The organism is Methylovorus menthalis, from assembly GCF_020523625.1.
GTDB lineage: Bacteria > Pseudomonadota > Gammaproteobacteria > Burkholderiales > Methylophilaceae > Methylovorus > Methylovorus menthalis.
On the sequence record NZ_JAJAQH010000001.1, the window covers coordinates 249,461 to 275,893 of the forward strand.

Annotated in this window: 32 protein-coding genes; 16 read left to right on the forward strand and 16 right to left on the reverse strand. The window is 53.3% G+C overall.

Features of this window, described 5'->3' with window-relative positions; translation table 11 throughout:
• Window positions 1-92 precede the first annotated feature (92 nt).
• Window positions 93-446 (forward strand): tRNA-binding protein, encoded by a 354-nt coding sequence (locus LG204_RS01120; protein WP_230335554.1) that lies wholly within the window; start codon window positions 93-95, stop codon window positions 444-446.
• A gap of 260 nt (window positions 447-706) precedes the next feature.
• Here the strand turns inward: LG204_RS01120 and LG204_RS01125 are convergent, their stop codons facing one another.
• From LG204_RS01125 to LG204_RS01145, 5 genes are all read right to left on the reverse strand, one after another.
• The gene (locus LG204_RS01125; protein ID WP_230335555.1) at window positions 707-1,072 is read right to left on the reverse strand and encodes a VOC family protein; all 366 of its coding nucleotides are present in this window, start codon (window positions 1,070-1,072) and stop codon (window positions 707-709) included.
• A 29-nt stretch (window positions 1,073-1,101) separates the two neighbouring features.
• The gene (locus tag LG204_RS01130) at window positions 1,102-1,494 is read right to left on the reverse strand and encodes a YybH family protein (RefSeq protein ID WP_230335556.1); all 393 of its coding nucleotides are present in this window, start codon (window positions 1,492-1,494) and stop codon (window positions 1,102-1,104) included.
• 512 nt (window positions 1,495-2,006) lie between these two features.
• Entirely contained in the window at window positions 2,007-2,441 is a 435-nt protein-coding gene (locus LG204_RS01135; RefSeq protein ID WP_230335557.1) for a GlcG/HbpS family heme-binding protein, read from the reverse strand.
• A gap of 401 nt (window positions 2,442-2,842) precedes the next feature.
• A complete protein-coding gene (locus tag LG204_RS01140; protein ID WP_230335558.1) occupies window positions 2,843-3,790 on the reverse strand; it encodes a pilin in 948 nt (315 codons plus the stop codon).
• 298 nt (window positions 3,791-4,088) lie between these two features.
• Window positions 4,089-5,015: a LysR family transcriptional regulator gene (locus LG204_RS01145; protein ID WP_230335559.1), complete on the reverse strand. Its 927-nt coding sequence runs from the start codon at window positions 5,013-5,015 to the stop codon at window positions 4,089-4,091.
• 104 nt (window positions 5,016-5,119) lie between these two features.
• Between LG204_RS01145 and LG204_RS01150 the strand changes: the two genes are divergently transcribed.
• Window positions 5,120-5,869 (forward strand): SDR family oxidoreductase, encoded by a 750-nt coding sequence (locus LG204_RS01150; protein ID WP_230335560.1) that lies wholly within the window; start codon window positions 5,120-5,122, stop codon window positions 5,867-5,869.
• Between the two features lie 120 nt (window positions 5,870-5,989).
• Window positions 5,990-6,778 (forward strand): SDR family NAD(P)-dependent oxidoreductase, encoded by a 789-nt coding sequence (locus LG204_RS01155; protein WP_230335561.1) that lies wholly within the window; start codon window positions 5,990-5,992, stop codon window positions 6,776-6,778.
• Between the two features lie 265 nt (window positions 6,779-7,043).
• On the opposite strand, the gene LG204_RS01160 is transcribed toward LG204_RS01155, so the two are convergent.
• Genes LG204_RS01160 through LG204_RS01175 form a run of 4 tightly spaced genes read right to left on the reverse strand, consistent with a single transcriptional unit; the run spans window position 7,044 to window position 12,054 of the window.
• The gene (locus tag LG204_RS01160) at window positions 7,044-9,413 is read right to left on the reverse strand and encodes a DUF3604 domain-containing protein (RefSeq protein ID WP_230335562.1); all 2,370 of its coding nucleotides are present in this window, start codon (window positions 9,411-9,413) and stop codon (window positions 7,044-7,046) included.
• Between the two features lie 9 nt (window positions 9,414-9,422).
• Window positions 9,423-10,178 (reverse strand): ABC transporter permease, encoded by a 756-nt coding sequence (locus tag LG204_RS01165; RefSeq protein WP_230335563.1) that lies wholly within the window; start codon window positions 10,176-10,178, stop codon window positions 9,423-9,425.
• A 3-nt stretch (window positions 10,179-10,181) separates the two neighbouring features.
• Window positions 10,182-11,192 carry an ABC transporter substrate-binding protein gene (locus tag LG204_RS01170; protein ID WP_230335564.1) on the reverse strand — a complete coding sequence of 337 codons (1,011 nt, stop codon included), beginning with the start codon at window positions 11,190-11,192 and terminating at the stop codon, window positions 10,182-10,184.
• 31 nt (window positions 11,193-11,223) lie between these two features.
• A complete protein-coding gene (locus tag LG204_RS01175) occupies window positions 11,224-12,054 on the reverse strand; it encodes an ABC transporter ATP-binding protein (protein ID WP_230335565.1) in 831 nt (276 codons plus the stop codon).
• Between the two features lie 172 nt (window positions 12,055-12,226).
• Here LG204_RS01175 and LG204_RS01180 point away from each other — a divergent pair, with 172 nt between their 5' ends.
• Complete coding sequence (locus tag LG204_RS01180; RefSeq protein ID WP_230335566.1) at window positions 12,227-12,997, forward strand: GntR family transcriptional regulator; 771 nt, start codon at window positions 12,227-12,229, stop codon at window positions 12,995-12,997.
• Between the two features lie 63 nt (window positions 12,998-13,060).
• Here the strand turns inward: LG204_RS01180 and LG204_RS01185 are convergent, their stop codons facing one another.
• Together LG204_RS01185 and LG204_RS01190 are read right to left on the reverse strand one after the other, a co-directional pair.
• Window positions 13,061-14,731 (reverse strand): DUF4153 domain-containing protein, encoded by a 1,671-nt coding sequence (locus tag LG204_RS01185; RefSeq protein ID WP_230335567.1) that lies wholly within the window; start codon window positions 14,729-14,731, stop codon window positions 13,061-13,063.
• A gap of 205 nt (window positions 14,732-14,936) precedes the next feature.
• Complete coding sequence (locus LG204_RS01190) at window positions 14,937-15,797, reverse strand: AraC family transcriptional regulator (RefSeq protein WP_230335568.1); 861 nt, start codon at window positions 15,795-15,797, stop codon at window positions 14,937-14,939.
• A gap of 63 nt (window positions 15,798-15,860) precedes the next feature.
• On the opposite strand from LG204_RS01190, the gene LG204_RS01195 reads away from it, so the two are divergent.
• Together LG204_RS01195 and LG204_RS01200 are read left to right on the forward strand one after the other, a co-directional pair.
• Window positions 15,861-16,394 carry a carboxymuconolactone decarboxylase family protein gene (locus tag LG204_RS01195; protein ID WP_230335569.1) on the forward strand — a complete coding sequence of 178 codons (534 nt, stop codon included), beginning with the start codon at window positions 15,861-15,863 and terminating at the stop codon, window positions 16,392-16,394.
• Between the two features lie 71 nt (window positions 16,395-16,465).
• A complete protein-coding gene (locus LG204_RS01200) occupies window positions 16,466-17,236 on the forward strand; it encodes an alpha/beta hydrolase family protein (protein ID WP_230335570.1) in 771 nt (256 codons plus the stop codon).
• 118 nt (window positions 17,237-17,354) lie between these two features.
• On the opposite strand, the gene LG204_RS01205 is transcribed toward LG204_RS01200, so the two are convergent.
• Complete coding sequence (locus LG204_RS01205) at window positions 17,355-18,284, reverse strand: pyridoxamine 5'-phosphate oxidase family protein (RefSeq protein ID WP_230335571.1); 930 nt, start codon at window positions 18,282-18,284, stop codon at window positions 17,355-17,357.
• A 152-nt stretch (window positions 18,285-18,436) separates the two neighbouring features.
• On the opposite strand from LG204_RS01205, the gene LG204_RS01210 reads away from it, so the two are divergent.
• Window positions 18,437-19,315 (forward strand): LysR family transcriptional regulator, encoded by an 879-nt coding sequence (locus LG204_RS01210; protein ID WP_230335572.1) that lies wholly within the window; start codon window positions 18,437-18,439, stop codon window positions 19,313-19,315.
• A gap of 149 nt (window positions 19,316-19,464) precedes the next feature.
• Here the strand turns inward: LG204_RS01210 and LG204_RS01215 are convergent, their stop codons facing one another.
• Window positions 19,465-20,457 carry an alpha/beta fold hydrolase gene (locus LG204_RS01215; RefSeq protein ID WP_230335573.1) on the reverse strand — a complete coding sequence of 331 codons (993 nt, stop codon included), beginning with the start codon at window positions 20,455-20,457 and terminating at the stop codon, window positions 19,465-19,467.
• 310 nt (window positions 20,458-20,767) lie between these two features.
• Here LG204_RS01215 and LG204_RS01220 point away from each other — a divergent pair, with 310 nt between their 5' ends.
• On the forward strand, window positions 20,768-21,214 hold the full coding sequence (locus LG204_RS01220) for a hypothetical protein (protein ID WP_230335574.1): 447 nt from the start codon (window positions 20,768-20,770) through the stop codon (window positions 21,212-21,214).
• 160 nt (window positions 21,215-21,374) lie between these two features.
• Window positions 21,375-21,992 carry a DUF1294 domain-containing protein gene (locus LG204_RS01225; protein WP_230335575.1) on the forward strand — a complete coding sequence of 206 codons (618 nt, stop codon included), beginning with the start codon at window positions 21,375-21,377 and terminating at the stop codon, window positions 21,990-21,992.
• A 130-nt stretch (window positions 21,993-22,122) separates the two neighbouring features.
• On the opposite strand, the gene LG204_RS01230 is transcribed toward LG204_RS01225, so the two are convergent.
• Together LG204_RS01230 and LG204_RS01235 are read right to left on the reverse strand one after the other, a co-directional pair.
• On the reverse strand, window positions 22,123-22,329 hold the full coding sequence (locus tag LG204_RS01230; protein ID WP_230335576.1) for a hypothetical protein: 207 nt from the start codon (window positions 22,327-22,329) through the stop codon (window positions 22,123-22,125).
• 50 nt (window positions 22,330-22,379) lie between these two features.
• Complete coding sequence (locus LG204_RS01235; RefSeq protein ID WP_230335577.1) at window positions 22,380-23,030, reverse strand: BON domain-containing protein; 651 nt, start codon at window positions 23,028-23,030, stop codon at window positions 22,380-22,382.
• A gap of 233 nt (window positions 23,031-23,263) precedes the next feature.
• On the opposite strand from LG204_RS01235, the gene LG204_RS01240 reads away from it, so the two are divergent.
• The 7 genes from LG204_RS01240 to LG204_RS01270 all read left to right on the forward strand — a co-directional run bounded on the left by LG204_RS01240 (window position 23,264) and on the right by LG204_RS01270 (window position 25,582).
• Complete coding sequence (locus tag LG204_RS01240) at window positions 23,264-23,587, forward strand: hypothetical protein (protein ID WP_230335578.1); 324 nt, start codon at window positions 23,264-23,266, stop codon at window positions 23,585-23,587.
• A 52-nt stretch (window positions 23,588-23,639) separates the two neighbouring features.
• Entirely contained in the window at window positions 23,640-23,957 is a 318-nt protein-coding gene (locus LG204_RS01245; protein ID WP_230335579.1) for a BON domain-containing protein, read from the forward strand.
• A gap of 32 nt (window positions 23,958-23,989) precedes the next feature.
• Complete coding sequence (locus LG204_RS01250; RefSeq protein WP_230335580.1) at window positions 23,990-24,181, forward strand: hypothetical protein; 192 nt, start codon at window positions 23,990-23,992, stop codon at window positions 24,179-24,181.
• A gap of 37 nt (window positions 24,182-24,218) precedes the next feature.
• Window positions 24,219-24,539: a DUF883 family protein gene (locus tag LG204_RS01255; protein WP_230335581.1), complete on the forward strand. Its 321-nt coding sequence runs from the start codon at window positions 24,219-24,221 to the stop codon at window positions 24,537-24,539.
• A 3-nt stretch (window positions 24,540-24,542) separates the two neighbouring features.
• A complete protein-coding gene (locus LG204_RS01260) occupies window positions 24,543-24,935 on the forward strand; it encodes a phage holin family protein (protein ID WP_230335582.1) in 393 nt (130 codons plus the stop codon).
• 66 nt (window positions 24,936-25,001) lie between these two features.
• Entirely contained in the window at window positions 25,002-25,364 is a 363-nt protein-coding gene (locus tag LG204_RS01265) for a YqjK family protein (RefSeq protein WP_230335583.1), read from the forward strand.
• Window positions 25,365-25,372: 8 nt separating this feature from the next.
• Window positions 25,373-25,582 carry a hypothetical protein gene (locus LG204_RS01270; RefSeq protein WP_230335584.1) on the forward strand — a complete coding sequence of 70 codons (210 nt, stop codon included), beginning with the start codon at window positions 25,373-25,375 and terminating at the stop codon, window positions 25,580-25,582.
• A gap of 30 nt (window positions 25,583-25,612) precedes the next feature.
• Here the strand turns inward: LG204_RS01270 and LG204_RS01275 are convergent, their stop codons facing one another.
• A complete protein-coding gene (locus LG204_RS01275) occupies window positions 25,613-26,320 on the reverse strand; it encodes a Crp/Fnr family transcriptional regulator (protein WP_230335585.1) in 708 nt (235 codons plus the stop codon).
• Between the last annotated feature and the right edge of the window lie 113 nt (window positions 26,321-26,433).

Genomic DNA, 26,433 nt, shown 5'->3' on the forward strand with positions numbered 1-26,433 from the left:
AAGAAGCGTGTCCTGAGGGAACAGCATTTGAATTAGCTTCTTACATCGAGAGAAAATAGAGAATTTCTGATTAATAGAAGGAGTACATATTTGTGAATATCAGCAAACATGAATTGATTGATTGGGAAGATTTTATAAAGGTGGATTTACGGGTAGGCAGAATCATTGAGGCAGAACCCAACCCTAAAGCGCGAAAACCCGCGTATGTTCTGCTCATTGATTTCGGGAAGGAGATAGGAGTAATGAAATCCAGTGCCCAAATTACTGAGCTATATACAGTACAAGACCTCATTGGACAGCTTGTAGTGGCGGTAGTCAATTTTCCAAAAAAACAAATTGGAAATTTAATGTCAGAATGCTTGGTTACGGGATTTCATGATGAAAACGGGAGAGTAGCTCTATGCGTTCCCGACTTGAATGTTCCATTAGGCACTAAACTTCTTTAAGCAGACCAATGCTGCAACCATGCAGCAGTCAGTGAGATCCAATACTCAGGCCCCAATACGCGCCCAATAAGCTACGTAGACAAGCGATTTTGGGGAAACTGCTACGGAGCAAACAGTCAGGAGCATTTTGGCAAATTAAGCTTGAGGTATGCGGCGCCCCAGAAGATTTTCCCACAAAGATTGAGAGTGTGTGAGATTCAACTGCGTACGCAAAGATAAGCTTGTAGTTCATTGTCTAAAATGAAACTATTTTCGCTTTTTCAAATGGGGTTGTGGCATACCGCCTCAATGTTGTGGCCGTCTGGACCAATGACGAAGGCAGCGTAATAGTTCTCATGATAGTGTGGGCGCAAACCCGGCGGCCCGTTGTCTTTCGCGCCCGCGGCGATTGCCGCCACGTGGAACTCGTCAACCTGCCTGCGATTCTCCGCAATAAAGGCAAGATGCATACGAGAGGGTTGCGTCTTTATTTCAGAAAGCCAGAGCGAAGGCTTCTTGTTTCGGCCAAGCCCTACACCGTGGGGCCCTTCCATCACGACGTCGACCCCAAGTGGCTGAAGCGCTTTAAGATAGAACGTCGTACATTCGTCTAGGCTTGTGACACCGATGCCAATGTGATCGAGCATGGCAGCCTCCATATTACGCGAACGAAAGGTTAGACATTTCCGGGCAATAGCAATTCATGCCCATAAGAATTATCAATTTGACACAGCCAAATGTCGTTAGGACTTTTCCTAAAAACATACGTTGCGCTTCTTTCGATTGCAGGCATATTGGAAGCAGTAACTATTGTTTTAGCTATGACCAGAGCGGTATCTCCTGCTTCCAAAATTTTCATTCCCGCTTGCTCGACATGCAAAGTATGATTGAAGTGTGCCGCGATTGCTTCAAATGCTTTTCTAATCTGAATCTTTCCAATTGCATTCATGCTAGGTTTTACGACTAGAACTGCATCATCAGCGTATATATCAATCAAAGTGTCGAAGTCTTCCTGGACGATTGCAGTGTCAGCTTTTTCGATAGCCAGCTCAATTGGATGCTTGGTCATTTTTCGATAAATCCTTGGTCTTCATTGGGCTTCCAAAAACAAAAGTAATTTTTGCAAGATTCAGTAAATATGCGGGTTCCAGCGTGATTGTACCTTATGCGCAAACCTATGGAGAAACCTGCAGCTTATGGAAGTAATTGATTGCAGGTTGGGTAGAGTGCTAAGAGCACTGACGTTGTTGGCACTCCAATTGCGTCTATGCGTCAACCGACAAGATGAAATCAACCTTGCCGATCAATTTTTTCAAAGAGTATTCTGAAAATGGAAAAGGGCCTTTATGAGACCCCTTTCTGAGATATATCCTGATATTAGAACTCTATAATTCTAACGATCTGTTTTCCCAGATTACTCCGCCCTGTCTTGCGTTTATGCTGCTGGCATTGAGCAAAACTCAACCACTTTCCAGGTTGAAACTGGAGATGAGAAGTCCAGCGAGTGCTGGCTATAGTGATTTAACATCAAGAACCAAAGACCACGAAAGGCCTTTGGTACATTTTATGTTTAATTAAAAACTAGGTTCTCCATGGGTGCTTTGCAACATCACACATGCCCGCTACATTTGCACCTGCAGTAGCCACAATATTGTCATTTTCCACGGTATCTCCGCTGACACCCACGGCACCGATCAACATGCCGTCCTTATCCACAATGGGTAAACCGCCAGGGAAAGTGATCAAGCCATCGTTCGAATGTTCGATTCCGTAAAGGGGGGAGCCTGGCACTGAGAGTTTTCCGATTTCTCCAGAAGGCATCGCAAAATAACAAGCCGTCTTTGCTTTTTTAATGGCGATATCAATGCTTCCTACCCATGCATCGTCCATTCTTGAAAATGCTTTCAGGTTGCCACCTGAATCGATGACTGCAATGCAAGACTTTACGCCGATTTCTTTTGATTTTTTGACACTGGCGTCAATGATGAGCTGAGCTTGTTCAAATGTTACGTGCATTTTATTGCCTCCTGTTAACGATATGATATCTTGAGAAAAATCTGTAGCAGCGAATAGAGAATCGCAGCTGGTGGGTTCAGTGAAGTAGCTGCGTCGGAGATGACGTTAACTTCATAGGACTAATCGAATTTATAGCAGTGAAAGTGCTTTCCTGTATTGGATGATATTGACCCACAGGCAAGACATTTCATGAAATGTGACCAGAGAAAGCCATTTAGGTTGCCAGCCTTGTGTTTCTGAAAAGTCACGGCTTCCGTAAGGATTACGAGAACTCAAAACCCGGCGCCTCTGAACAAGTCACCGTGTTATCGATTCGATCCGTCATGGCCATTATTCAGGATTAAACAATGGCCATGAGTTCTCAGCCGAAGTGATGATGGTTTTGCCCTGCTATAAACTCTTTAGCGTTGCGCTCTGCAGTTTTTCGGTAAGAAATCATCCGTAATGTCCAAACTGGCGCAGCGCCACACAACCGCGTTACCGTCCTTGGATGGCCATAGGCTGAAAGATTTATCCGTGAGAGGCATGCTGGCCATGGTCACGATGAGCGCCCCGTTTTTCTGGTCCACCCGGATTTCTTTCACTGCGGATGGCAAGGTTCCAGTGAAACCCGCTTCATAAATGGTGAGAGGCAAGGCCTGATGCTGCACGTAGTAAGCTTCGACCGATTGCGCAGCCTCCGTTGCCGACTGATAAGCCTGGGCTGTTTTAGCGCGAGTGGTATAAGCCTGGTAAGCCGGTACGGCAATTGCAGCCAGAATGCCAATGAAAGCCACAAAAAACAGGACGAGGAAAACCCACAAAGCAGCTCCGCTTGTGCCGCCCCTACCCGTCAACTCCCCCAGTTGACGCTGGTGATCAGGCGTGGATGCTTTCACTTTCTCGATCAGCTTTTTGCAATGCTTGTAGTACAAGGCATCGCCGTATATGCCGGGAAGTATCCATGCACCAAGCAAATAAGCCACATAGACCAACCCGACAATTAACGGGATAACGGGTGAATTGCCACCAATGATGCCCAAAATGCCAACGGCGATAGCAACGAGATATGGCGACAGAAAGTAGATCAATGCATTCCTCCACATCTTGCGATACAAACCCCAATAGAAGGTGATGAAGAATGCGGGCCAGTGCCAACCCGCGCTCGTTTTGCCAAGGGCATCGAACTTCTGGAATTTGTTCAGGTAGTAGGCGGTGTTTTGGGGGCCGATAACAGCGGTGTAGTATTCCTCAAGGCTAGGCTCAGTGGGTTCTGGCTGAACCTGATTGACAGGCGGCAGCGGATTGCCGCATTTCAGGCAGAATAAGGCCGAAGGATCGTTCGAGGTGCCGCAGGCAGGACAGTACATTTTAATTATTCCCCTTAGTAGTTTGTTGTTTATTATTAATTTAATGCCTTAAATTGGAATTAATCACTTCATTTGAATAGGCATCATGATTTGTAGTTTTTATGCGCTTCAAGTTTTATAGAGTTATTGGAAGATCAATACTTAACACCAAGCTCCGCGCTAATGATTACATAGTGGCCTGATCTTTACACCTCTTTGATACAGGGAGTTAATAATAGGGTTTATAGTGTGTTTTATTTAGTAGTTATCTGATGAACCTACGCTACGGCTAATTCCTCTCCAAGAATCACTCTTTGATTCAAATAGCCGACCACTTTCTGGATAAGTCCTGTTGCTTGAAGTGTTCAATGACGAAATCAATAAACACCCTGGTTTTGGCTGGCATCAATTTTTTCGCCGTGAAGTAGATCGATATTTCACCGCCATCGCTGTACCAGTCAGGCAATAATCTCACCAGTCTGCCATCTTGCAGATAGGGGGAGGCGTGTGGCATGGGCACGTGCACCACGCCCAAATCCATCAAGGCTGCGCAGCAAAGTGCTTCCGGATCATTCAAGGTGGCGCGGGGCTGAGGTTCCACCGTCACTTGTTCGCCAGAATTGCTTCGCAAGTGCCAGGGCGTGACACGACTGGTGGTTTGTGAAAACCGCATCAAGGTATCAAGCGCATACAAATCCTCAGGGGTCTTGGGCAGGCTTTTACCCTTGAGGTAGCCTGGCGATGCCACAAGTATCAGATGCACTTTCGCCAGCTGCCGCATTACGATGCCCGGAGAAATCTGTATGCCGCCGCCGATAGCCACATCAAAACTCTCGGCAATCAGGTCGACCTGACGGTTATCAAATCGCCAGTCTGGTTTTATATCCGGATACAAAGCCAGAAAATCGCCAAGCAAGGGAAGTATCTGGTCGCGACCAAATGCCATCGCCATTCCGACTTTGAGGGTTCCCGCTGGCTTGCCTCCCGCGTTGCTGGCATTGGCGATGGCACTTTGTATCGTATCCAGGCCTCCCGTCACCTGCTGCAAAAACTGCTCGCCAGCTTCTGTCAGTGTCAGTTTGCGCGTACTGCGCTGGAACAGCCTGACCCCCATATCCGCTTCAAGCTTGCCCACATTTTTGCTAACGCCGCCCGCCGTCATGCTTAATCTGCGAGCAGCAGCTGAGAAACTTCCCAGTTCGGCACTCCGTACAAATGACTCAATCCCGCGTAGCGTTTCCATCATCACCTTCTACTTTTGGTATAAAGTGATTCTACTTATACATGACTAGTACGCAAGTAATAACATCCCCATACTGAACTCATCATTCACAGCAAGGGAGTTTCATCATGGAACGTTTTGAGAATAAGACCGTATTAATTACAGGTGGTAATAGCGGCATTGGGCTTGCTACGGCCCTGGCTTTCAGCAAAGAAGGCGCACGCGTGGTTGTTACGGGCAGAGACCAGAAAACACTGGATGAAGCCAGAAAATCATTGGGGGAATCCGCCATTGCATTGCGCAATGATGCAGGGGATCTCGCCGCAGCCAAGGAATTGGCAGAGGTGATCGGCAATGCCAAGATCAAACTCGATGCCATTTTTATCAATGCTGGTGTAGCCAAATTCGCATCGCTGGAAGAGGCTGATGAAGCCCTTTGGGATCTCACCTTCAATACCAATATCAAGGGCGCTTACTTCACCATACAGGCGCTGCTACCCTACTTGAATAAAGGCGCATCCATCATTCTTAATGGCTCAATCAATGCCCATATCGGCATGCCTAATTCCAGCATTTACGCTGCGAGTAAAGCCGCATTGATTTCTCTGGCCAAGACCTTGTCTGCTGAACTGGTTGGCCGTGGCATCCGCGTCAATGTGGTGAGCCCAGGACCAGTGGTCACGCCTTTGTATGGTAAGTTAGGTATTCCCGCTGAACAACTGGATGCGGTCGCAGCCAATATAGAAGCCCAGGTACCACTCAAGCGCTTTGGCACGCCAGAAGAGGTGGCAAGTGCGGTGACGTATCTTGCCTCCGCTGATGCAGCATTCATTGTAGCCACTGAGTTGATTGTAGATGGCGGCATGAGCCAGTTATAAAGCATCACCAAAGATGCATCCGGAAACCTTCTGGCCGTCCATATAGCCAGTCATTTTTCCGCTTAATCCAGTCGTTTTTAATTTTGCCTTTTTATATATTTTTTAAAGGATAGCGTCATCATGGATCTTAAATTAAATGGGAAATTAGCATTGGTATCAGGCAGCACTGCCGGCATTGGGTATGCCATAGCCAGTGCCTTGGCACGCGAAGGCGCCAACGTCATTATCAATGGCAGGACCCAGTCAGGGGTGGACAAAGCAATCGCTGAAATCAAAGCATCCACCAATGCTGAAGTCCTTGGTTTCGCTGGTGACTTGAGCACGGCAGATGCCGCCGATGCCCTGTTCAAACAATATCCCAATGTTGAAATCCTGGTGAATAACCTGGGCATTTTTGAGCCCAAGGCATTTGAAGACATCCCCGATGCCGACTGGATGCGCTTCTTCGATGTGAATGTGCTGAGCGGTATACGCTTGTCCCGCATGTATCTGCCCGCCATGAAGCAGGCCGACTGGGGCCGCATTATCTTCATCTCTAGTGAAAGCGCTGTGCAGATACCCACCGAAATGGTTCATTACGGCATGACCAAGACCGCTCAGATCGCCGTATCAAGAGGTTTGGCTGAAACCGTGGCAGGCACCGGCATTACCGTTAACAGCATATTGCCGGGCCCCACGAGGACACGCGGCGTGGTAGATTTTGTCGATGCATTATCAAAAGACGGCCAGACCTTTGAGGAGTTCGAGAAAGAGTTCTTTGAAAAAGTGAGGCCCACATCGTTGATCAAGCGCTTTGCCAGCCCTGAGGAAGTCGCCTCTTTAGTGGCCTATATTGCTAGCCCACTGGCATCAGCAACCACCGGCGCAGCCTTGCGTGTAGAAGGTGGATTGTTAAAAGGTGCTTTTTAATACCCGCTGACTTTCTAATACCTACTGAGGTATCAATCCTGATTTCCCCCTTGCTTTGCAGAGCATCCAGCGTTGATCGAGCAAGGGGACAACGCTGGCAGCCAAACCTGTCTTGCCAAGCTGCCAGCACTTCCTTTTTCAACTCACAACAATGTCGCGCCTGGATGGATCTTCATGCTTTACGACAACGGGCGGCGAACCCTGCCTGGCTCAGCTCTGCCATGAGCTTCTGCTGGGTAAATGATGGCCTTGCTCCAGGCTTGTCTCACAAGCTCAAAAACAATGCCGATGTCCAAACCCGTGATTGATCGCGCTGCCTGGCCGTAATGAACAGAGGATGCTCACGATTGGGCGCCAGCTTGAGCGTGCTCAGGCTTATCTCGCCAGCCAGCTCGCGTGGTAGCGCCTGGGCGGTAATCCGCTCGATGGTGACTTGCAGCTCCGCCCCCGGCAGTTTCCTGACAATGCCTGTTTCAGCTAGCAGTGCATCCCCTTGCAACTCAACCAGGATTTCCGGCGCGTGCACATAGGCTTGCGGCTGTAGCGGGTCGCCAACTTTGATGTAGCTGTCGATGCGCGAAGAAAAGCTGATGTGGCAGCCGCTCAGCTGGGAAAGTTGAATCTCGATGGTGTCACTGTCGCCATTGGTGTCGGTGCGAAAGCCTATTGTTGTGGCATTTTCGCGCCAGCAGGCTTGCTCGGGATGATCGAGTCCATATGTCGTGAAATCCTGAATGACTGCTCCGCTGATCTTGATTTCACCGGTCCAGTAGGCGCCGCGATAGCGGTCCTTGATTCTCGCCCCACCCAGCTTGATACGGATGCGGCTGTTCGCCAGCCCCATTTCCTCATGCAGGTTCCGTGTCCAGATGCATAGCTCGCCGTCATACAGGCTGACTTCTTCCCAGCCGCCATCGCCCAGCAATTGATACTCCAGCGGAATGGAGGCATTGGTTTTGTAAGCATCGCCCATCAGGTATTCGCCTTGGCGCAAGCTGGCAAAACTGCGTTCCCCTGTGGTGGCGAAGGTATGCCGTGCGCGCAAGGCTTTGGCGACGCCTTCACGGTCAAACGTTTCGGCCAGCACGCCGGTTAATCCGCCACGCGATCCAAACACAGCGGTCGCAGGCACCCCGCCGCCGCAGCGGCCCTGGTGCTCGTCGCTATTGGCAGCCGCGCCTACGCGATAGCCGCGCTGCAGCGCTTCGGCGTATACCCAGTGAAATTGCCCCCAGGCCGAGCTGACTTCGATCAGGCGTTCCAGTTCGGGGTGGTGCCAGTCCAGGTTGCAGCGGCGTCCGCCCACATGCGGCATCATCAGATGGCCTTCAGGATCGTGGGCGTAGGCGGCATACAGGTCATCCACCGGCCAAGCACCTGGCTTCAGGGTGCCGTGGGTAAATTCGTTCCACTCGAAGGAGCGGACCATGCGCCCGTGCTCATCAAAGGGGAACAGCGGTTTGCTATCACGCAGGAACACAATATTGCGGTCGCCGCCCGCGCAGGAGTTGCCGCACCACTCGGTGCCCGGGTAGCACACAAAGCGCCCAGTCTCATTCAGGCTATGGATGAGCGCCACCGCTTTATCCCAGCGCTGCTCGGTAATATTGAAATCATTGGCGGTATAGCCCAGTACATCGAGCCCGGCGATATCACGCCCGTAGCTGAGGTTATAGAGGGTATCGTTGGTGCCTACCGTATCATCCGAATGCACATGCAGATCGGCATACAGCGGGCGCAAGGTGCCAGCCTCGCTGGATATATTGACATAGGCAGTGGCGGACTCCACGCGGATATCTTCCACCGAGGCCTGTATTTTCCATTCGCCGGAAGTGCCGAGCTTGAGATTACCTAGACGCACGACTGCCCAGCCCTGCTCGGCCAGGGTAAATGGCAGCGTATGGGTTTCATCGCCCGGCCCATGTAAGGCAACCTGCCCCTGCAATGGCAGCTGACGGCAGGTATTGCCCCACAGATCATCCGCGCGCACGATGATGTCGAAAGGCTCATCACGATTAACCAGTCGCGGCGCCACAATATGCAGCCCCGTGGGTTCGCCAGGAACAATATCCAGCAACACATCGCCGGGGACTTCGGCAAATTTTGAGCTGCCCAACGGATCGATAAAGAGCCGGAACTGGAAATCCTTCTCCACAAAACTCTGCACGCGCGTTCCTGCGCCACCCTGGCGGCGATCGCCCAAGCGGATGACAATGCGGTCGCCCGGATTCAAATAGCCATCGACAATATCCACAATCACGGTTTTCTGAAAAGGCCGCTCATGCCCTTTCTGGTCAAAGCGAACCTTGAGTGCCTGCACAGTAGCCGGGCTTTGCCCCGGCACCAGCTCACCCGCGTGATATTCCGCTGAAATATAGTTGGCAGCCATGGGATCGCTGGTCTGGAACAAGGCCCAGTCCGAATAAAACTTGAATGCCAGCTTGAGCCAGGCGCCATCGGCCAGACCGGACCCACCGACTTCATAAGTCAGTTGCAGCTCCGTCCATTCCCCCGCCACAATCTCGCGCCGGTTGCATGTGAGGCTGCCCAGGAAAGGCTTGCTTTTGTTACGCTCATACAGCCCTTGCGGGGCAATGTATTCACCAGCTTCAGTTTTTGGGTCAAAAGTTTTCACGATAGTCCTTTAATGCGCACGCCAGGTTTGGTAGTGCTTTTCTAACCGTTTGAATACCAGGCTTTCCATCAGCCAGGCGATGAGTCCGATAATGACGATGCCCAGCAGCACCTGATTGGTATTGCCGATTTGCCCGCCCATGGACACCATCCAGCCTATGCCTTTGGAGGCACCTATCATTTCTGCCGCCACCAGGGCGCGCCATGCCTGACTGAAGCCGATACGGAGCGCCGCAGTGAAAAAGGGCAGGGACGCCGGCATGTAAACATGCACGATCATTTGCAGCGGTGTCGCGCCCAGCGTGCGGGCAGCGCGTACCTCGCCATTGCGTATGCTTTGTATGCCCTCCTGCATGGTGATCGCCATGGGAAACACCGCCGCAATAAAGATCACCATGACAATCGACCAATAACCCAATCCAAAAATGATCATGGTCAACGGTGCCCATGCCACAGGAGGAATCGCCATAAACAGGCTGTTGAGTGGCGAAATGAAGTCACGAAAGCGACGGAATAATCCGGCGGTGGTGCCCAACAGCAAGGCGACCAGCGTTGCCAGGGCAAAGCCACCCGCTTCTTCCAGGAGGCTGGCCTTTAAGTGTTGCAGCAGGCTGCCATCGGCTATCCATCGCTGCGCCTCTGCCATGACTTCCCATGGCTGGGGCAAAATGTAGGAAGGAAAACGACTCGCCACTAACACCCAGCACAGCAGCAGAAAAGGCAAGGAAGCCCAGCCCCAGTTGAATTTATCTAAACGGCGCATCATCGATTACCGCAAGGATTGCTCGGCTTTTTGCAGATACGAAGTCTCGACCACCTGCTCAACCTTGAGCGGCTTGCTGATAAAGCCCAGAGACGAGGAGTAATCCATCAGGCGCTGAATAAACTGCAGGTCAGCCGCGTCCAGGCGATACGACCAGCCCATGCGCTTGCGTGCCTCCTTCACAATATCTTCCGGCTTCACGGTCTTGCCATCCACGCCCTGCACAGGCTCCAGCTTGAATGCCTCGGCGATGATCTGATTGGACTCATCAGGATGTGACTGCAGAAAGGCAATGGCCTTGAGGTGTGCGCGCAGCAATTTCACCACGTCGTCCGGCCGGTCTTGCAATGTTTTGGGGACGCCAATAATCACATACCAGGGATACTGGGGCAGTTCTTTGTTCACATCCAGAATCAGCTTGCTGGAACCGCGCAACAAGGATTGGCTGACAAACGGTTCCCACGAGAACGCCGCATCCACGTCGCTATGCTCCAGGGCGGCATTCATATTGCCCGGCGGCATCGCGACGATAGTGAGGTCCTGATCCGGGTCCAGCTTGGCCTTTTCTTTCAGCACATAGCCGCGCAGCAGCACATCCATACCACTGCCTTTCGCCACGCCCGCCAGCTTTTTGTTGCGCAGGTCAGCCACGCTGTTGATGGGGCTTTTTGCGTTGGCAATCACGGCGGCCTGGCCGTAATTCACCTGCGCCAGGATTTTGCTCTTGAGACCACGGGAGAACCAATGGTAAACCGGCGGCGAACCGACATAGGCAATATCCAGATCTCCCGCAGCTACCGCTTGCTGCAGCAAGGGGCCATCGGTGAATGGTTTACTCTCGACATTCAAGCCCTCTGCCGCATAAAAGCCTTTCTTCTCGGCAATCACCGCGGGCGCATTTGCCATGGCATACACCCAGCCTATGCGCAGGGGTTTTTCTTCCGCGGCGGCGGATAAGGTCGTCAGCGAGAATACGGCGAGAGACAGCAAGCTGGTAATAACGGTTTTCTTGATCATGGTTTGGTATTTTCTAATCGGGAATCAATAGTTAAAGAACACTCAGATTGGCGTGGACGACATCCGCTATCTTTTCCATCAGCGCAGTCCGGTATTCAATGAAGCGGGGAAGTTTGCGCGTGCCGAGATTGCTGCGCGGACGCAGGATATCAATCGCCAGCTCGCTATGGATGCCGCCGGGGGCTATCTCAAGCACCACCACGCGGTCCGCCAGAAAGATGGCTTCATCAATATCATGGGTAATGAACACCACGGTTTGGCCCAGCTCGGACCACAGACGCAAGGTCTCTTCGTTGAGGTTATTGCGGGTGATCGCATCCAGCGCGGCAAACGGCTCATCCATCAACAGCAAGGCGGGCTCAAGTGCCAATGCGCGGGCGAGCGATACCCGTTGCTGCATGCCACCAGAAAGCTGGTAAGGCAGCTTGTCGGCGGCCTGATCCAGACCCACCAGCGCGAGGTAATGCAACGCTTTTTCCGTTTGCTCTTTGGCACTGAGGCGATTCTGCATGCGCAAACCAAAGCGCACATTTTCCAGCACGTTCAGCCAGGGAAAGAGCTGCGGGGACTGGAACACATAACCCAGCTCCGGCATCTCCGGGCGCACCGGCGCCCCGTTAATCGTGATCGTGCCCGAGGCCGGTTTCTGAAAGCCGGAAAGCAGATTGAGCAGCGTGGTTTTGCCACAACCGGAAGGCCCCAGCAGCACGATGAACTCGCCTGGTTTGGCCTCTAGCGAAAATGCGCGAAAAACCTCATGCCCATTCGGATAGGAAAAGTTGATACTATCAATAGCCAATGTGGCTGCAACGCGTTGCACAGGCTGTGAGTTGGCCATGGTGAGGCCGTTGTGGTTTGTCATCTACGATCAACCCTGTAAAATTCAACCGAATAATACAAGTTAATACAAGATGAATAAAATATTAAAAACTTATATTGTTATAAGTAATTTGCCCATCACTGTTTCTTAGCAGTACACACTATGGACTTGCATCCTGCCGTCAGCATTTACACAGTAAATTGGGACTAACACATTGAAACAGTCATCCTCCACCCTTGCTCGCGAAAATGCCGCTTCCTTGTATTTGCAGATTGCATCGTTACTGCACGAGGAAATCAACCGTGGCGTCTATGACCCCTCCGGCAAGCTGCCTTCTGAAGCCGAGTTGTGCAAGCGTTTCTCCGTCAGCCGGGTCACGGTAAGACTGGCGCTGGATAAACTCACGGAAGAAAATGTAGTAGAACGCAAGCAGGGCAAAGGGACGTTTGTCTCCGGCAAACAACTACGCCATGGGCTCGACACCCTGCGCAGCTTTCATGAGTCGCTGGTCATTCAGGGCTTGAAGCCGGAGATGCGCATACTCTCGCGCCATATCGTCAACACCCCTGACAATGTGCGCAACTCGCTGGGCGTCAATATGGAAAGAAGCCTGCTGCTGGAGCGCCTGCATGTGGTCGACGGTGAGCCGATTGCCCTGGGCAGAAGCTATTTGCCTGTAGAGGTAGAAACCCTGAGCTGGGAGCAAACCGAGCAACAGCCTACATACGCGATTCTTGAATCCCTCACCGGCTTGCGCGTAGTGCGCGCCGATATCGGCATCAGCGCCCAATCCGCCGATAAATCACTCGCCGATACACTCAGGATCAGCGTTGGCATGCCTCTACTCGTGATGCGGCGTCTCTCGTATTTATCCAATGAAGACTGCTGCGACCATTCTGTGTTCTACATTCGGCCGCAGCATTATGAGTTTGTGATGAGCAGCTACTTCAAGCCCGTGTTGAATGAGGATACTGCACGCGGATAGCGTGCTTGCGATCCTCTCGATAAAGAACGGGCTTAATACCAACGATAGGCAGCCCGTCCTCTATCATTTCTGCTCTTCCATGACGCTAAAACGCTGACCATTTAGCTCGATATCATTGAAACGAGGGGGTATCACCCTGGCCTTGCCGAGCTCGATATCTTTCAGAAACTGATCCAAATGCTTGGCATCCCCAGCTTTGCGGAAATTAACCTGGCCAGCATACTGATATTGCCCTGAAGGCAAGGACTGATAGAAATAGGCATCCCCTGCCCATACGGCGGGTTTTTCCTGCACGATAACCGCTTCTCGTGCACCATCCCCATTGAGATCCACCATCCAGATGAAGCATTGTGCATTGGTTTCCATGCACCGCTGCTCATTCCAGCGCGTCGCTGTCTGGATGGCCTTGAGCAAAGCGTCATCCGCAACTTCGCCATGCGGCAATACCCGGAAGCGCAGGCGTACCTGTTCCAAGGTCAGGCCATTCGGAGCATCGGCATTGGAATAGCGCTCTTTCTGATTCAGTGCCTGGCTCGCCCTGGTGGCGATAACGGCTTTATCCTTGTGCTCAATTCCGGCCGCCAGTGTCTTGAGGGCATCCATCCCGTAACGCCCCGCCTGCCAGCGCAGATAGCTATAGTCGATGCTGTTTGCCGCACCATTCAGCAGGCGGTTCATCTGGCTTTTAACGGCAATGCGTCTGGCATCCGCGACGGGGCTAAGCAGCAGCGCAAGTCCTGCCATCATGACCAGGGCCGTTGCAATGTTGGTATTGCCGATATTACCCAGCCAGCCCCGGCGACGGCGGAGTGAATATGTATAGCCCAGTGTGTAAATAGTGGCGAGCACCAAAATAAAGGTCGCCCAGACGCGGTCTTCCGTCCAGCCGTATTGCCCAATGCGCTGCTTCATCGCCAGCCAGGCGATCACCACCAGCACAACCAGACTAGGCCAGACATATTCAAGCAGACGGCTCAGCCATTTGCCATAAGGCTGCTCCTCCTTGCCTTCCTGGTAAGCCGCGTTGGCAAAACCTACCGACAAGGCAATAAACCAAAGCAGGATAAACGCTGCATTGCGCGTCTTGAACAAAGGATCAAGACCCGTGAATGGCAAGGCCACCACCCACATCAGGCTGAACATCAGCAAGAGTGGCAACAGCCAGGCAAAAATTGAAAGGCAGAAACGGCGCAGGGTAATGATCCAGTCGGCCTTGGCCAAGGTCAATGCGCACGCTGCAGCGAAGGCAATACCGGTTACAGGAATAGCGAAGATGGTCTTCTCAATCAGCTCCTCAACAAAATGGAGCCCTATGCTTTTCATGAGCATGGAGCCTGCAAACAGCACCACCCAGAACACCCCCGTCAGCAGGGCGGCATAGGAAAACATCAAGCCATTGCGCCAGGCAGTCTCAAACAGGGCGTGATAGGACCAGCGGACGGGTGCTCTTTCGTAATGGGCAAACACAGGGATCAGGATGAAACCCAGTATCCCCGCAGCAAGCAAATCCGAAGGCCGTGCGGGTGGAAAATCCCACTCACTTCCCAGGGCATCTATATGCGTATAGTCTGCCCAGCCACTGTAGGCTCCCAACAATGCGAACAACACCCCAACGCCGACCAGCAGGGCAGTGCGTCGCCGCTTGCCTGGCAGAATGAGGTTTTCAGAGAGGTAATAGGCAAATGGCAGCGCGAGGCTCACATACAACAGCATCCGCTCACTAACAGGGTCCATTGAGGGCCAGCTTTTAATCTCACGCGCTTTCCACAATCCCCACAACGCCCACCCCTGCAAGGCGCCTATCAGCAGTAATATCCGGTTCATTTTTAAGTGTTAAGCCCGTGTTGATTGAACAAAATTATAGGCATGGCCAGAAATTAAGGACAATGCACCCTTAACTTTCCGCCAACAAAAGCAAGTTGAAAAGCCTGCACTGAACTCAGGCAATCTCCATTTTCCTCAACCATTCCGTCGGCGCTTGCCCAACGCGTTTTGCAAATACGCGGGCCAGCGCGGCCTGGCTCTGGTAGCCGACCGCGGCGGCGACGGATTTGATGGGGCGTCCAGTTTTCAACATGCTCTGGGCGACGGACATGCGCCAGTTGGTGAGGTAATCCAGCGGCGTCACCCCCACCGTCTCGCGAAAATTGACCGCAAACCGCGCGCGCGACATGCCAGCGATATCGGCCAGTTCATCCAGGCTCCAGGGGTGGCCAGGGCGCTCATGCATGGCGGTGACGGCATGTTTTAGCCTGGGGTCTGCCAAGGCGGCGAAGATGCCGCCATTGAGCTGGCCCATCGCCAGCACGTGCCGCAGCATCTGGATCAGGAAATATTCAATCAATCTGTCGAGAGCGGCCTGCCTCCCGAAACTCTCTTGCAGGGCTTCGCGGAATAACAAATCCAGTGTGGGCTTGACTAGGCTCATCTCATCCATGGGTAGCACAATAGCCTCCGGCAATGAGAGCGCCAGTGGGCTGCCAACCTTGGCACCCAGGTCGACATAGGCACACAGCAGTTCGGCGTTTTCACCCTCGGGCACCAGCGCGTGCGGGCAGGTTCGGGGGAAGAAAATAACGCTGGGTTGCGTGATGGCTTGCGGCGGGCCATTGCGTATGCTCATGTTGACCTTGCCGGACCTGACGATATGGATGTACCCGGCGTTTTCATCAAACGCCACGAGCTGGCATAGCTCGCCACTGTGGAATGACTGGGCGGAGAAGTTGATTTGCCTTAATAAAGGCGCGAGCTGATCCATGGCGATACTTTCGGTCAAATAGTCGATACCAATTGTATTCACGAGTATCGCATGATGTCTCCAGCGCACAAAGCGCAGCCACCATTACCCAAAAGGAGATTCATCATGGCACGTATTCCCGCAGTAAACCGCAACGAAGCCACCGATCCACTGGCAACGACATTCAACACGGTAAAGGCCAAGATCGGCATGGTGCCCAATCTGTATGCCACCTTTGCCCAGTCCCCCGCTGTATTGGATGCCTACCTGGCATTTTCCACCGCACTGACTCACGGCCAACTGACGGCCGCGCAACGTGAAGTATTGGCATTGGCTATCGGGCAGACCAATAGTTGCCAATATTGCCTGTCGGCCCACTCGCTGCTCGCCAAGGGTGCTGGTCTGAATCCAGATGCCATCAAGAGTGCAAGAAACGGCAGCTCGCCAGAGCCATTGAACGATGCTTTGGCACGTTTTGCGGTCAAGGTCGTCAAGCAGCGTGGCGTGCTCACCGACGAGGAGTTCAACGCCGCCAAGGCAGAAGGCCTGAGCGATGCGCTGATCATTGAGGTCATCGCACATGTGGCACTGAATACCCTGACCAATTACACCAACCACATTGCGGCGACGGATATCGATTTTCCACCCGTACCACTGTGAGCCAGTAAAGCGATGCGCCCAACTACCCGACCGGAGATGTCCGGTCGGATTAAAGGGTGCAGGAGACCACCATGAAAACCATCCCCATACAAATACCCGCAAGCAGCGGCATTTCGCTCGCTGCCCGGCTCGATCTTCCTGATGATACTTATCGGGCCACTGTGCTGTTTGCCCATTGCTTCACGTGCGGCAAAGATGTGCTGGCCGCCAGCCGTATCTCCAGAGGTCTGGTCACGCAGGGGTTTGCCGTGCTGCGGTTTGACTTTGCGGGCATAGGTGCCAGCGAAGGCGAGTTTGCCGATACCAATTTCTCATCCAACATCCAGGATGTGGCGGATGCCGGCGACTGGCTATGCGCTCATTACAAGGCACCCGACCTTGTCATTGGCCATAGCCTGGGCGGCACCGCCGTACTCGCCGCGTCATCGCGGCTGCCTGAGGCCAAGGGCTATGTCACCATCGGCTCGCCTAGCGATCCGCGCCATATGCTTGAGCTGATTGGCGCCCCCAGCCTGCAGGTGATCGAACGTGAAGGCGCCGCCGATGTGAATCTGGAAGGGCGTATTTTTCATATCAGAAAACAGTTTTTGAATGACGTACAGGAGCAACAGGTGCTACAGCAGGGGAGGCGGCTGCAAAAGCCGTTGCTGATCATGCATGCCCCCGCTGACAAGACGGTCCCGATAAGCCATGCCACCGCATTGTTTCAGGCAGCCGCGCACCCCAAGAGCTTTATTTCGCTGGGGGAGGCGGATCATCTGGTGACGAACAAAGTGGATGCAGAATTCATTGCCGACATGATCTCGGCATGGAGCAAGCGCTATATTGAAACCCAGCTGTAACGCTTAGTCACTAGAAATGCCCTGCGGGTGCAAGCGCCAAAGGAGCGATATATCCAGCACCCGTCCCCCCTTTGGCTCAGGAATTAAGACTAGTCATACCCACAGCACGTTGGTGGCCTCAAGCCTCTACTGGCATATTGAACGGAGAAGCATCGAGATACTGCCATTCCAGATGCTGCGGCACCTTGCGCAATATCCACTGCGCAATGTCGAACTCCCAGAAGCGCCCGGTGCCACCGCTCAGCTGATGGGGATCGTCCTGATCCCATAACAGACGGGATTTTCCGGTGAGCTGCAATAGCTGCTGCCCGGCAAAGTCAGGAATGCATACTCCAGTGCGTGCAGCGATCTCCATATTGCCCAAGGTATTGAACATACTGTTGCCGTGGTAATCCGGGATGCGCAGGGTGCTGTCGTTGATGATCTGCACAAAGCCTGGGTTGCCACCACGATGCGAGGCATCCGCCCCGGTCTCGACATAATGGGTGGCCACAAACATGGTGTCCGCGTTGCGCACCAAGGCCGAAATATTTGCCTGCAACTGCTTGCCGACCAGGACTTCATGCGGGGCGGCCGCCTTCTCGAATTGCTGCAGATGGCGACGCTGTATGTATTTCGGGCAATTGGGATAGGCTTCGTTCACGCCAATGACGATCCCTTGATCATGCATGTGCTGAATCATGCCGTTAATACGGTAGCGCCGGCGCGAGCCAAGTTCGATAAAGAGCAGACCGACAGCAGGATTGTGGTCGATATTGGTCCAGAATGGGTCCGACATATCCCGCTCACCCACAGGAATATGCAGGGCAAGGGCAGCATCGCCCTCGGCCCTGGCAAACCCTGGCTCATTATACAGCACGGAAGACCACACCGTACCATCGGCAGCGATGCTACTCAGCACGACCATGAACTGCTTCTCGATAAAGGGACGAGCGCCGCCCAGTATGGTGTCTGCAATCATCGCCCCATTTCTATTGGCTATAGACGTCTGGCCGGCACGCAACTGTACGACGCGCTCCCCGGCATGAAAATGGAATCTGGTTTGCATGGCATTCTCCACATGGAAACACGGCCTCCGGCTTTATCGCCATACGCCGTTGTTGATGAGGCCATTCTAGGAAATAATGCCCCTGATAGAATCAGCTCTGCCTGCAATTCATTATTTCGCCTGGAGTAACGATCATCGACCACATTCACCTGATGCGCGTACTGGTAGCCGTTGGAGAACAAGGCGGATTCGCCGCCGCTTCCCGCCAACTGGATATATCGCCCGCAGCGGTCACCCGAGCCGTAGGCGCGCTGGAAGAGCAGCTGGGCGTACAGCTGGTGCAACGCACCACACGCAATGTGCGCTTCACCGATGCTGGCCTCCGCTATTACGATGATGCACGGGCCATACTGCAGAGTATCGCCGAAGCCAACGAGGCGGCCTCGGGCATCAATGCCGAACCACGCGGCACCTTATCGGTCACGGCCCCGGTATTGTTCGGACGCATGTTTGTCATGCCCACCATCATTGAATACATGCAGCGCTACCCCCTGGTGAAGGTCAATGCAAATTTTGTAGACCGAGTGACCAATCTGGTTGAGGAGGGAATGGATGTTGCGATCCGCATCGGCAACTTGCCCGATTCCTCGTTACGCGCCGTCAAGGTCGGGCAAGTGCGCCGCGTGCTGTGCGCATCGCCCGCTTATCTTGAAGCACATGGCACGCCGCAAATCCCGGCCGATCTCATGCAGCATTCGATGATCGTTTCCAGTGCGCTTTCCCCTCGCGTCGAATGGCGCTTTGAAAGCCGCGATGAACCAGAACTGGTGGAGATAAATCCACGGCTGGTGGTCACCAGTAATGACGCAGCCCTGTCAGCGGCCCTCGGTGGACTTGGCATCACGCGCCTTCTGTCTTATCAGGTACGTAGCGAGGTCGAGCGCGACAATTTGCGCCTGTTGCTTGAGTCCTTTGAAGAATCTCCCTGGCCGGTGCATGTGGTACATCGTGAAGAAAAATATGGCTCTTCCAAAGTAAGAGCTTTCATCGACCTCATGGTCGAGCGCCTACGCGCGCATCCCCACCTTTAGCTCCCTCAGTGGTACGTCAGACGCCGCTGGCGCTGGCATAAGCGCAATCAGAACTCAGACACATCCCCTGACATTAAAAAAGCCACTGGCCTGCATGAGTCTCAGGCCAGTGGCTTTCCATACGAACCACGTTGAAGGTTTAGCCAACATCAAGGTTGCACATTGCGGTCCAGGAAGTCGCGCATCAGTCTGGCAATCTCATTGCCATCCTCTTCCAGTGCGAAGTGCCCGGTATCCAGCAGATGCAATTCGGCTTTTGGCAAATCCCTCAGATAAGGCGTAGCGCCTTCAGCGGGGAAAATCTTATCGTTTTTGCCCCACACAATCAGCATCGGAGGCTGATATTTGCGGAAATAAGCTTGCCATTCAGGATAGTGTGGTGGATTAGTGCCGTAGCTATAGAACAGTTCGAGCTGAATATCCTTGTTGCCGGGACGATCCATATACGCTTGGTCCATCATCCAGGCATCCGGACTCACATTGACTGCAGGATTCCGGAAGCCTTCGGTGTATTGCCATTTGGTAGCAGCCAGCTCCAAAATCGGCCGCAGTTTGGCCGCATTCGCTTCCGATTTATTTTTCCAGTAATCCTTCACTGGCACCCAGAACGGGTTGTCTAGGCCTTCGTAATAGGCATTGCCGTTCTGCACAACAATGGCGCTGATCTTGTCCGGATGGGCACTCGCTATCCGGTAACCAACAGGGGCGCCGTAATCCTGCACATAGATGGCGAATTTGCCCAGGCCAAGCTTGATGGTCAATTTATCAATCACTGCTGCCAAATTATCAAAACTGTAGGTAAATTTATCCATGGCGGGCTGATCACTTTGCCCATAGCCGGGATAATCCGGCGCAATGACGTGATAACGCTCGGCAAGTTGTGGAATCAGGTTTCGGAACATGTGCGAGGAGCTGGGAAAGCCATGCAAAAGCAGTACCACCGGCGCGTTTGCAGGGCCGGCTTCCCGATAAAACACCTTCACACCGTCAATATCCACCGTGTGATAGGAAACAGCCTTGGTGGCAACGGACCCTTGGCTGGAAACCGTTGGAGCCGCCTGGGACGAAAGGGGAATCGTAGTGGCAGCAGCGATTAACCCCAGGGCGATAGTCAATTTGGCAATACGGAGGTAGCGAAGCATCTTCATTCCTTTGGTTTGTTTTAGACGCTTCCAGTTTTGCCCAGATACCTCATGATTAGAATCGCCGCATGGAGAAATTCACCATTGCACGCAAAGAAACAATACAATTCGCACAGAAATAACCTACTGATTTTTATACAATTTAGCCATCACTCCTGGGATTCATAGATCAAACGGCATGCATCTGACTCATGCGTCGCCCATACGATATGTACATTCTCACATAACAAATAATGACACCCACCCAATGCTCAGCCTGCCCCTTTTTTGATATAGTCAAGAATCATTCTTAATATAAAAGGGAAGCAACGTGAAGAAATTCATAATCATTCTCGCGGCCATGCTGACAACAGCATGCGCGGGTGGCCCGGGGGCACTGGGTGGTGGCGAAGATAAATATACGGCCGCCTACGTTAACGCACACATCGTAGTGGGCAAAACCACGCAGGAAGAAGTAAAAGCCTTATATGGCGTACCTGACAAGTCTTCGCAAAGCTCCAGCAGCCGAACAAGCTGGAACTACAAAAAGCATGGCGCTTTGTATGCAATTTCCGACCTGGTGAGCGCGGCCCCGGGTTCTGTACCTGGCGTCGTGTCCTCTAGCTATGCGTTGAACAGCGCCAAAGATGCATCCGAAGGCTCTGGCAAGCTGAATAAAGTGATGGATAAAGCCTCTGGCAATACCGCGGTCAAGGGCGACAACCTGTCCATCGACTTTGATAAAAACAACAAAGTCACCAACTGGTTCCTGTACTAAAGCCTGCCCTGGCTAGCTGATAGTCAGGCAATAAAAACGCCCGATGCTGTTGGTCGGGCGTTTTTTATTCGCGATGCTCCAGCCCGATTTTCATGGCGCTTAGGCTGGTGTAGCATCACCAGACCGCTACTCTAAGCCTCTTACAAAGCTGCGTGAATCTATGCGATATCAAGGTCGAATTACCACATGGAAAGATGCCCAGGGCTTTGGTTTCATTACCCCGAATGGCGGGGGTGAACCGGTGTTTCTTCATATCAGCGCATTGACGCATCACAAGCGGCGTCCGGAAGGCAATGCGCTGGTGACCTATGAACTGAAGCGAGATGCCAAAGGCCGCCCACAGGCATTGAAGGTGGCCTTTGTGGGAGATAGTCCACGGCCAGCGCCGACCTCTTCTCAGCGTAGCCCTGTACTTCCGCTGTTTGCCTTTATTTTTCTGTGCGGTGTGGCAGGGGCCGTCTGGGCAGGGCAATTACCTGCCGTCGTGCTGGAGGTTTACCTGGCGGCCAGCCTGATTACCTTTGCGGCATATTACATGGATAAATCGGCGGCCAAAAAGGGACAATGGCGTACACAGGAGAGCACGCTGCACATGCTGGCGCTGCTGGGCGGCTGGCCGGGAGCGATGGCAGGGCAACGGCTGCTCAGGCACAAAACGGCAAAGCGCTCGTTTCTGGTGACGTTCTGGGCCACGGTGCTGATCAATAGCGGCGCGTTGCTTTGGGCATTATCGCCTGCGGGTGCCAGCGCACTAAGCGCTCTTGGGCTAAGTCATTAGCACATGGTTTGCACAGATGTTTTACCCCAAAAATATCTGACGCACTTTGCAATTCCGGTAAACCCAACATACGAAAAAGGCCGGTTAAGGCCCTTGGACTTTTATCCTGCCCGGCATATGGATAAGCTAATTATTTAGCAGAGCATCCACAGGCCGTGACAGATTGCTTAGCTGCTTTTTCACAGCAACTCATGGCCTGTTTGGCGCTGGTTTTTGCTTTATTGGTATCCTGTTGCGCATGGCTCTCTGCGGCCTCGTGGTGATGTTTGGCACAGGCTTCGTGATCCATGGCCGCCGCCTTGTGGGCGGCGCTGGCGGTGGTATTGGGATCAAGCATATCAAGCTCCTTGGGAGTAGAGTTCAGGGTGGCAGGGCGAGGCGCCTGGCTTAATTAAGCGACATGTTGTCGATGACATTTTTGACGCCTGGCGCACCCCAGGCAGAGTGACGTGCCAGGCTGCGTTCTGACCAGCTGTGCACCTTGCCGCTCAGGATCACATCCTCATCCTTGATGGTGACCGTGATCTTCTGGGCATCATCAATCGCACGGCGCTTCAGGGCGTTTTCGATGTCCAGCTTAACCATCTGGCCGGAGACCTTGGGCTTGATCATGATCTGGTTGCTGACTCCAGTCACGCCGATCAGATTGGACACACAGCTTTCAATCGCCCGCTTCTGGTAATCCTGCTCCACATCGCCGGTCAACGTGATCCAGCCGTTTTCCACCATGATCTTGATGCCGTCTTCAGGAATGTAGGTCATCCATTCAAAAATATGCTGGGCCGAGCGGGCAATATCCGTATCCGTGCGTTGCGCGCTGCCGGGCAGGTTGACCACCATATCCACGGCCAGGCCTTTAACACCGGAGACACGTTGCGTGGCTTCTTCGGCATGCCATTTCTCGCCATAGCTCTGCACGTGGCCTGCGAGGGTCACGATGCCATCACTCACTTGCACCCCGATATGCGCCGCATTGACGGCGGGCTCCCATTGCAGCTCGGCCAACACATCCTGTTGTAATTGCGTATCTGATTTCATGGGGCACTCCTGCTGATGAAAGAAGTACGCAGTGTGGTCTTCGCTAACCGGGGTTTCTGTGCGCTGGCTCGCTTATCGCGTGCCCATGTCAAAACAATCCAGGCTATGTGCAGCTGCGTACAGACCGAACCTCAATAAGCTCCTACGCTGGGGTCAGCATTGAGAGCAAGAGCGTCCATGCCAACTCGGCATGTTGACCATTCTTGCCCTCTGCGTTCCCGAAAGGAATCTCCATGACCAAACTCTCCCTTCTACTATGTGCGACTGCCTTGAGCACAACGTGCCAAATCGCCGTCGCCGCCACCGAATCACAAGACAACATCAAGCTCATGAATAGCAACGGCGACACCATGATCTCGCATGATGAATACATGGCGTATTACGAACAGAAGTTCAGCACCATGAAGCAGACCAACGGCATGGTCAGCCTGCCCGACATGAAAGCGCACCTGAGCACCATGCCCAACCGCAGCTCCATGAACAACAAGCCGCTGGGCACCACGACCGATAGCAAGGATGTGAATCCCAGAGATGCCACCAATGGCAAAAGTTACTGAGCATGTCGCGCATGTTTCAACCCCACATTGCAAATAACCCAAGGAATACCCCATGAAAGCACTAAAACTGATCGTCGCCATCGGCATGGCCTTCGCCCTGATCACCTCTGTTGGCTGCGCATCCACCTCCAAAAAAGAGGGCACGGGCGAATATATGGATGACAGCGTCATCACGACCAAGGTCAAAGCTGCCGTATTCAATGAACCCAGCCTGAAGTCGGCTGAAATCAATGTCGAAACGTTCAAGGGCGTGGTGCAGCTGAGCGGCTTTGTTAATTCACAGGAAGACATCAACAAGGCGATTGCCGTCGCCGGGCGCGTCAGTGGTGTCAAATCGGTAAAAAATGATATGCGGCTCAAGGCCAAATAGTCTTTTTTGCCAACAGGAATAGGGGAATCATCATGCTGGAAACGTTTGCATTTGTTTTACTCGCCCTTTGGCTGCTTGCCATGGGCGCATCGGTGACCATGGGCGGCCTGATCTATCTGCTGCCCGTGCTTGTGGTGGGCATTCTTGCTGAGCGCACGGTTTCCGTCTGGAGCCCGTGGCTGATGCTGAGATGGCATGCGTACCGCATCGCCCATGCCGCATAAATCACCGACTCGATCACTCACTACCAAGGAGCAGCATATGGATGACACCAAGACAGCAAACAATCGTGAACAACTGATCGCCGACTTTCAGATCGCCGTGACAGATGCCGAAGCCTTGCTCAAGGCCACGGCCAACCAGGGCGGTGAGCAGCTCGCGCAAATTCGCAACAAGGTTGAAAAGTCCCTGGGCGTAGTCAAGGCCAACATGGCCGAAGCACAGACAGCGCTCATCGCCAAAACCCGTGAAGCGGCCAAAGCCACCGATGAGTACGTGCATGAAAACCCATGGGAAGCGATAGGCATAGGCGCAGCAGTGGGGGTTGCGATTGGCTGGCTGATTGGGCGTCGGGCGCCTTAGCCCATGGCCAACGATGCAGCCACTGCCAGCCCTGGCGTACTGGGTTCGCTTACGGCCCTGAGCGGCGCCCTGCTCGCCATCCTCTATACCCGCCTGGCCTTGTTGCGGGTGGATATAGAAGAGGAGCGGCTGCACTTTTTTTCTTTGCTGGTCACCACGCTGGCCATGCTGTTTTTCCTTGGAGCCGGCCTGGTATTGGCCTGCATACTGGTGATCGCCGCGTACTGGAACACCCACCCCTTGCGCGTGCTGGCCATCCTGAGCGCGGGCTTTATTACCATGGCCGTAGTGCTTGGCTTGGTCGCCCTGCATAAAATCAGGCATAAACCCCAGCTGTTTTCCACCAGCCTGGATGAGCTGGGCAAGGACAGGGAAGCCATGAAAGCGCCGCTGTGAAAGTGCTCGTTGGAAAGCCCCCCTTTGCGAGTTCCGCCATGAAATTGCCGCCATGAAACGGTTGCCGTGAGTACCCGCTTGCAAGCACTGGCTACGCGACGCGCCCAGCTTTTACAGCAGTCAGCGCAACAGCGCGAGCTGATCACGCTGCATGCCCGGGTATGGCAAGCCAGGCTGGCAAGACTGGACCAAGGCATGACTATCTTGAAGTTCGTGCACAGCCATGCCTTTTTACTGGGGACAGGGGTATGGCTGTTGCTACGCTGGCAGCGCAGCCCCACCAGCAGCTGGTATTACCAGATGTTCCATCTATGGCGCCATTACCAGAAGTGGCGCGCCGTGCGCTCCCCGTCCGCTGCACTGGCAAACGCCGCCATGGAGGGCAAACACACTGAAATGCATACCCCAATTGCGATTAACACGCCCTAGGAGGCATCATGTCGAACGTCGGTCCAGAGCCTATAAGAGATGCGAACACCCTGGCACTCATGCATGCCTTTAACCAGGCGGTGGCCGAGGCAGAATCGGCGATTGCCTTGACCGAACATGTAAAAGATCCGGCAGTCGCATCGCTACATGCCAGGCTGAAAAACTCCCTTACGCTGGTCAAACACAGCATGACCCAGTCAGGGCTGCTGCCCTCTTGAACTATCTCTTAAAGATATCGACCACGCCAACTAGCACACCAGCAAGCGGGCATACGCCGCTTTATCTGTCTGGTAACAACTGCATGCCGCCGCTTCCAGTCCCGCCGCATCATCAATCCGCACCACGCCGCGGCGATAGCTGATCAAGTGCTGGTAATGCAGGGCTCCTGCCGCCTTGGTCACGCCCACGCGCCGCACCCCCAGCATCTTCGCCAGCAGTTCGTGTGTGATGTAAAAATCCTCCGAATGCATGCGGTCCCGCGTCATCAGTAACAAACAGGCCAGCCGCTTTTCCACCACATGAAACCGGTTACACACGGCAATCTGCGCAAAGTGCTGACACGACACCTGCACATAGCGTTTCAATAGCTCGCGTAATTGCGGATGCCGCTCCAGCTCGTCCAGAAAAATAAGCGCGGAGCTGCGCAGCGCCAGTCCATGGCCTTGCACCGTGGCGCCAAAGGGACTCTGCGGCACACCCAGGATCAAGGAGGCACCGACCATGCCCTCATTGCCAATCAGCGCCACTTCCATGCCCTCGCCCTCTTCCAGATTGAGCGTCAGGGCCACCATGCAGGTGAGAGGGAAATACACATATTCCATGGTTTCGTCAGGCTGATTGAGCACCTGGGTCAACCCCAGCTCCACCGAATCGCAGGTATTGATAAAACTGATCCGCTCGGATAGCGGCAATGCAGCAAGCAGACAATTAAAAGGCGGCGTAGGGGTATGAAGCATCTGGTGAGGCACCTTGCGGAGAAACGTACATGGGCAACAGGCATCACCGGACACGCTCGGCAATGGCAAGGAGTATCGCGACTAGCTTCAAGCTACCGAATCACCCACACAAT